This is a genomic window from uncultured Novosphingobium sp. (assembly GCF_964277725.1).
GTDB classification, from domain to species: domain Bacteria; phylum Pseudomonadota; class Alphaproteobacteria; order Sphingomonadales; family Sphingomonadaceae; genus Novosphingobium; species Novosphingobium fluoreni.
Genome location: NZ_CAXYKL010000137.1, coordinates 1 through 4,973 on the forward strand (window position 1 = coordinate 1; position 4,973 = coordinate 4,973).

The following is a 4,973-nucleotide window of genomic DNA, read 5'->3' on the forward strand; positions in this document are numbered from 1 at the left end:
CGGATAAACAGGCCCTCCCCCAGCCCCTCCCGCAACCGGGAGGGGAGCATGAGGACCCTCAACTAAAGCGAGGGACATTCGACTATGGCACTGCACTTCGAACTCGTGACCCCGGCCCGCCTCGTCCGCTCGGAAGAGGTGCACATGGTCGTCATCCCTGGCACAGAGGGCGAGATGGGCGTTTTGCAGGGCCACGCGCCGTTCATGACCACGATCAAGGATGGTCCCCTGAAGATCTATCGCACCGAGAACGGCGCGCCGGAAGAAGTTCGCATCCAGGGCGGCTTCGCTGAAGTGGGCGCAAATGGTCTTACGGTGCTGGCTGAACACGCCGAGGGCTGAGTTCCTCACAAGCGGCTGATGATGAGCGGCGGCGCCGCCATCCGGCTTGCTATGCCTGTCGTTACAGCTTCTTCCGTCCGCCTCTCAACGCCGTCGTTTGGCCGTGGAGGCGTGAAAATCCGGCGGTTTGCGCGCGATCCAGCGAAGGTAAGTCGCTATCGCAGAGTTCTGGCGCAGCGTTTCCACATGTTGCCCGAGCCGCGCCAGTTCAACATTTGCGAAAGTGGCATGCAGCGTTCGATGGCAGATCGGATGCACCGGAACCGTATCGCGCCCACCGCGGCTTTTGGGAACCGGATGGTGCCGTTCGACACGCCGGCCAAGTGGGCGTTCGCAAAGCCAGCAGGTCTCCGGGTTGGGATCAGCCATCACGATGCAAGATAGGATGCGTGCTGCCCCGACGAAAGCGGGAGAGCATTCCGCTGCACTGCCTTTCAAGGCAAGTTGGCTGCAGAGTTGGGCGGGCGCAGCGTTGTTAGTGCTGTTCACTACGCTGCCGGTGCTTATCCTTCGCACCCCACCGATGATCGACGTGCTGGGGCATACCGGGCGCTATGCTCTGCAAACCGGGTTGCAAGACGACCCTTGGCTGCAGCAGTTCTTCCATTTTCGTTGGCAGGTTATCGGTAACCTGGGCGCTGACTTGATCGTCGAAGCCCTGTATCCGCTGCTCGGACTGACCGCCACGGTGAAATTGGCCTTGGCACTGGTACCGATCCTGGCGGGTAGCGCGATCCTGCTGCTGTCTCGCATGATCCACGGGCGGGTTACGGCATTTGCCGTGCTGGCGCTGCCTCTGATCTACGCGCTTCCGTTCACCTGGGGCTTCCTCAACTTCTCGCTGGCGATGGCCCTGGCACTGCTGGCATTTGCATTGTGGCTGCGGGTGGGGCCGGGAACGGTCCGCGCCCTGTTATTCGTTTCTATCGGCTTGGCGGTCTGGCTCTGTCACACGTTCGGTTGGGCCTTCCTGGGCATCCTGTGCACCGGAGAGACGCTGGCGCGGCACTGGCGTGCGCAACGTTCCCTGCAGAGCGTCGTGGTGAATACGATACGCGACGAATGGCCGCTGCTCGCACCTTTATTGCCCATGCTGCTTTGGCGAAGCAGCGCCACCGGCTCGGGGATCGATGGCTGGTTTGATATCGCGCAGAAGGTCTCCTGGCTGCTTTCCACGCAGCGCCTGAATTTCCACCAGTTCGATATCCTCTGCGCCCTATCTCTGGTCCTGGCGGCGGTAGCAGGTTTCGTGCTGCCTCAGGTTTCGGTCGACCGTAGGCTGGGATGGGGCGCGGCAATCGCACTGGCAGCCTTCCTGCTTCTGCCGGGGCAAGTGTTTGGCTCCGTCTTCGCCGACATGCGGCTGGCCCCTTATGTCCTGATCGTGGCGCTACTCAGCCTGCGCGAGAACGTCAGTCACACTGCCCGGCGCGTGCTGATGGGCATGGCGCTGGCCTACCTCGTCTTGCGCCTGGTGATTACCGGCACTGTCTATCGTGAGCGCGAGGCGGAACTGGAACGGCACCTGGCTGCCCTCTCCGCCATCCCCGAACATGCCCGGCTCGCTACCCTGGTAGAGCTACCTTGCCACAAAGAGTGGGCCCTGCCCTGGTTCTCGCATATCGGCAGCATGGCGCTGGTACGCCGCCATGCCTTCGTGAACGACCAGTGGGCCAATTCCGTGATGAACCCGCTGACGGTTTCCTACGCAGTGGCCGGACCATTCGCCACCGACGACCGACAACTGTTCTATCCGCAGCGCTGTGGGATGACGCCGACGCTGCCGCAGGCGATAGCCGCGTTGCCGCTGAAGGCATTCAGCCACGTCTGGGTAATCGGCCCTGATCCGGCGGCGATCCCGCACCGCGATGGTCTGCGCATGACCTGGCAACAACGCGATGCGGCGGTCTTCACCACCCAACGCTGATGACCAACCCGTGCCGCACGCGATTTTTGCGGCATTAGGAAGTTATCAAAGCTTCATCCTTAATACCGCCTTTCATTCAGACGCACGGCGAGCGCGTAGCGGCGATCGCGCAAGGGGTTGGTGGATCAATGACGGCATTCGGGCGACGCAACGGCATCGGCGGAATGAATCCGGGCGCACGGCCCGCCTTCGGTGTGGCCAAGCCCCTGAAGGGCCCTGCACCCGATCGCGCTCCGCAAGCGCCGCTTCCCGGTGGCGAGCAGTTTCCGCCTGTGCCTGGTGGAGACCTCTTGACCACGCCGCCGCTGAACCGGGCCGACGATGCGATGTCGCGGCTGGCCGATCGCGCCAATGCGGTTCACGAACAGGCCGAGCAGGACGGCTTCGAAGCCTCGATCCACAAGATCAAGGAACAGGTGCTGCCGCGCCTGCTGGAGCGCGTCGACCCCGAGGCGGCGGCGACGCTGACCAAGGACGAGCTGTCCGAGGAATTCCGCCCGATCATCATCGAGGTGCTGGCCGAGCTGAAGATCACCTTCAACCGCCGCGAGCAGTTCGCGCTGGAAAAGGTGCTGATCGATGAGCTGCTCGGTTTCGGCCCGCTGGAAGAGCTGCTGAATGATCCGGACATCTCGGACATCATGGTCAACGGCCCGAACCAGACCTACATCGAAAAGAACGGCCGCCTGCAATTGGCCGGCATCCGCTTTCGCGATGAGCAGCATCTGTTCCAGATCGCCCAGCGCATCGTCAACCAGGTGGGCCGCCGCGTCGACCAGACGACGCCTTTGGCCGACGCCCGCCTGAAGGACGGCAGCCGCGTCAACGTGATCGTGCCGCCGCTTTCGCTGCGCGGAACGGCGATCTCGATTCGTAAGTTCTCCGAGAAGCCGATCACCATCGACATGCTGCAGGGCTTTGGCTCGATGAGCGAGAAGATGGCGACCGTGCTGAAGATCGCGGGGGCGTGCCGAATGAACGTCGTCATCTCGGGCGGTACCGGCTCGGGCAAGACGACGATGCTCAACGCCCTGTCGAAGATGATCGATCCGGGTGAGCGCGTGCTGACGATCGAAGACGCGGCCGAGCTTCGCCTGCAGCAGCCACACTGGCTTCCCCTGGAAACCCGTCCGCCAAACCTGGAAGGCCAAGGCGCGATCTCCATCGGTGACTTGGTGAAGAACGCGCTGCGTATGCGTCCTGACCGCATCATCCTGGGCGAAATTCGCGGCGCGGAGTGCTTCGACCTGCTCGCCGCGATGAACACCGGTCACGATGGTTCGATGTGTACGCTCCACGCCAACAGCCCGCGCGAGTGCCTGGGCCGTATGGAGAACATGATCCTGATGGGCGACATCAAGATCCCGAAGGAAGCAATCAGTCGCCAGATCGCAGAGTCGGTGGATCTTATCGTACAGGTAAAGCGCCTGCGGGATGGTTCGCGCCGCACTACCAACATCACCGAGGTGATCGGGATGGAGGGTGACGTCATCATCACGCAGGAACTGTTCAAGTTCGAATATCTCGACGAGACGGACGAGGGCAAGATCATCGGCGAGTTCCGCCCCTCGGGCCTGCGTCCCTATACGCTGGAAAAAGCGCGCCAGTTCGGCTTCGATCAGGCCTACCTGGAAGCCTGCCTCTGATCGTCAGCCGTCCTGCCATAGCTTGATCGCGCCGGCGATCAGCAGGATGGCCAGCACCGTCGACCAGAAGGACACGGCGCGCCAGGGCACGAAGCCCACGCGATCCAGTTCATCGCGGCGCATCCGGGCGCGATCGCCCAGCCATGCCATGATGGAGATCATAGCCGCGATGATACCCGCCGCGGCGCACCATATGCCCGGATTGTCCATCGGCGCGCCTTGCCCGGATTTCATGAGCAATTAAAGCGCCATTGGGTGACTGCTCGCACCGAACGCCCGATCGTGGGTCTCCTTTTTCGCGCCGCCGCGATGCTCCTGATGTCGACGCTGGTGATGCTGCTAAAGCTCGCGGGCGAGCGCGGGATCGCGACGCCTGAGGTGATGTTCTGGCGGCAGGCGACGACCATCCCGATAATGTTCGTCGCGCTGGCGCTGATGGGTCGGCTGGGCAATTTGCGGACCCGTCGCTGGAAAAGCCACGCCGCCCGCGCCGCCGTGGGTACTGCGGGGCTGTTCTGCAATGTGACCGCCGCCGTGATCCTGCCGTTGGCGGAGGCGACGACGATCGGTTTCACGGCCCCGATGTTCGCGGTCCTGGTTTCCGTCCTGGTGATGCATGAGCGCGTCGGCTGGTGGCGGCTGAGCGCCGTGGCGCTGGGCTTTGCCGGCGTCGTGATCATCGCCCAGCCCGGACATGCTCCAGTCCCCCTGCTGGGGATCGTCGCCGGGCTCGGCTCCGCGCTGGTGGTGGCCGTTGCCGCCTTCCAGATCCGAGACCTGACGCGAACGGAAGACCCGATCGCCTGCGTCTTCTACTTCGCGGTGTTCGGCGCGCTGATCGCCTCGCTGATGCTGCCCTTCTATGCCACCCGGCATGATCTGGGGGACATCCTGGTGCTGCTTGGCATCGGTCTTTCCGGTACCGCGGGCCAGCTGCTCATAACCCTGTCGCTGCGGCAGGCAGCCGTCTCCACCGTGATCGTGATGGATTATACCGCGCTGATCTGGTCGACCCTGTTCGGCTGGCTGGTCTGGGACCGGCTGCCACCCAGCGTCAC

General features: G+C 63.3%; 5 protein-coding genes. 4 read left to right on the forward strand and 1 reads right to left on the reverse strand.

Annotated features, from left to right (window positions below; genetic code table 11):
• The first annotated feature begins 84 nt into the window (after positions 1 to 84).
• The 3 genes from ACHWRX_RS08180 to ACHWRX_RS08190 all read left to right on the forward strand — a co-directional run bounded on the left by ACHWRX_RS08180 (position 85) and on the right by ACHWRX_RS08190 (position 3,915).
• Positions 85 to 342 carry an ATP synthase F1 subunit epsilon gene (locus ACHWRX_RS08180; RefSeq protein WP_183616647.1) on the forward strand — a complete coding sequence of 86 codons (258 nt, stop codon included), beginning with the start codon at positions 85 to 87 and terminating at the stop codon, positions 340 to 342.
• A gap of 385 nt (positions 343 to 727) precedes the next feature.
• The gene (locus ACHWRX_RS08185; protein ID WP_394658824.1) at positions 728 to 2,269 is read left to right on the forward strand and encodes a hypothetical protein; all 1,542 of its coding nucleotides are present in this window, start codon (positions 728 to 730) and stop codon (positions 2,267 to 2,269) included.
• Between the two features lie 128 nt (positions 2,270 to 2,397).
• Positions 2,398 to 3,915, forward strand: a complete 1,518-nt coding sequence (locus ACHWRX_RS08190) for a CpaF family protein (RefSeq protein ID WP_394658825.1) — start codon at positions 2,398 to 2,400, stop codon at positions 3,913 to 3,915.
• A 3-nt stretch (positions 3,916 to 3,918) separates the two neighbouring features.
• Here the strand turns inward: ACHWRX_RS08190 and ACHWRX_RS08195 are convergent, their stop codons facing one another.
• The gene (locus ACHWRX_RS08195) at positions 3,919 to 4,149 is read right to left on the reverse strand and encodes a hypothetical protein (protein ID WP_288414915.1); all 231 of its coding nucleotides are present in this window, start codon (positions 4,147 to 4,149) and stop codon (positions 3,919 to 3,921) included.
• Positions 4,150 to 4,170: 21 nt separating this feature from the next.
• Here ACHWRX_RS08195 and ACHWRX_RS08200 point away from each other — a divergent pair.
• Positions 4,171 to 4,973: DMT family transporter (locus tag ACHWRX_RS08200; protein WP_394658826.1), on the forward strand; the 803-nt coding region annotated here is incomplete at its 3' end.

What these genes read in the sequence shown, in the direction of transcription:
- ACHWRX_RS08195 (WP_288414915.1), bottom strand. Translation starts at nt 4,149, where the DNA reads ATGAAATCCGGGCAAGGCGCGCCGATGGACAATCCGGGCATATGGTGC.
- ACHWRX_RS08180 (WP_183616647.1), top strand. Translation starts at nt 85, where the DNA reads ATGGCACTGCACTTCGAACTCGTGACCCCGGCCCGCCTCGTCCGCTCG.
- ACHWRX_RS08190 (WP_394658825.1), top strand. Translation starts at nt 2,398, where the DNA reads ATGACGGCATTCGGGCGACGCAACGGCATCGGCGGAATGAATCCGGGC.
- ACHWRX_RS08185 (WP_394658824.1), top strand. Translation starts at nt 728, where the DNA reads ATGCGTGCTGCCCCGACGAAAGCGGGAGAGCATTCCGCTGCACTGCCT.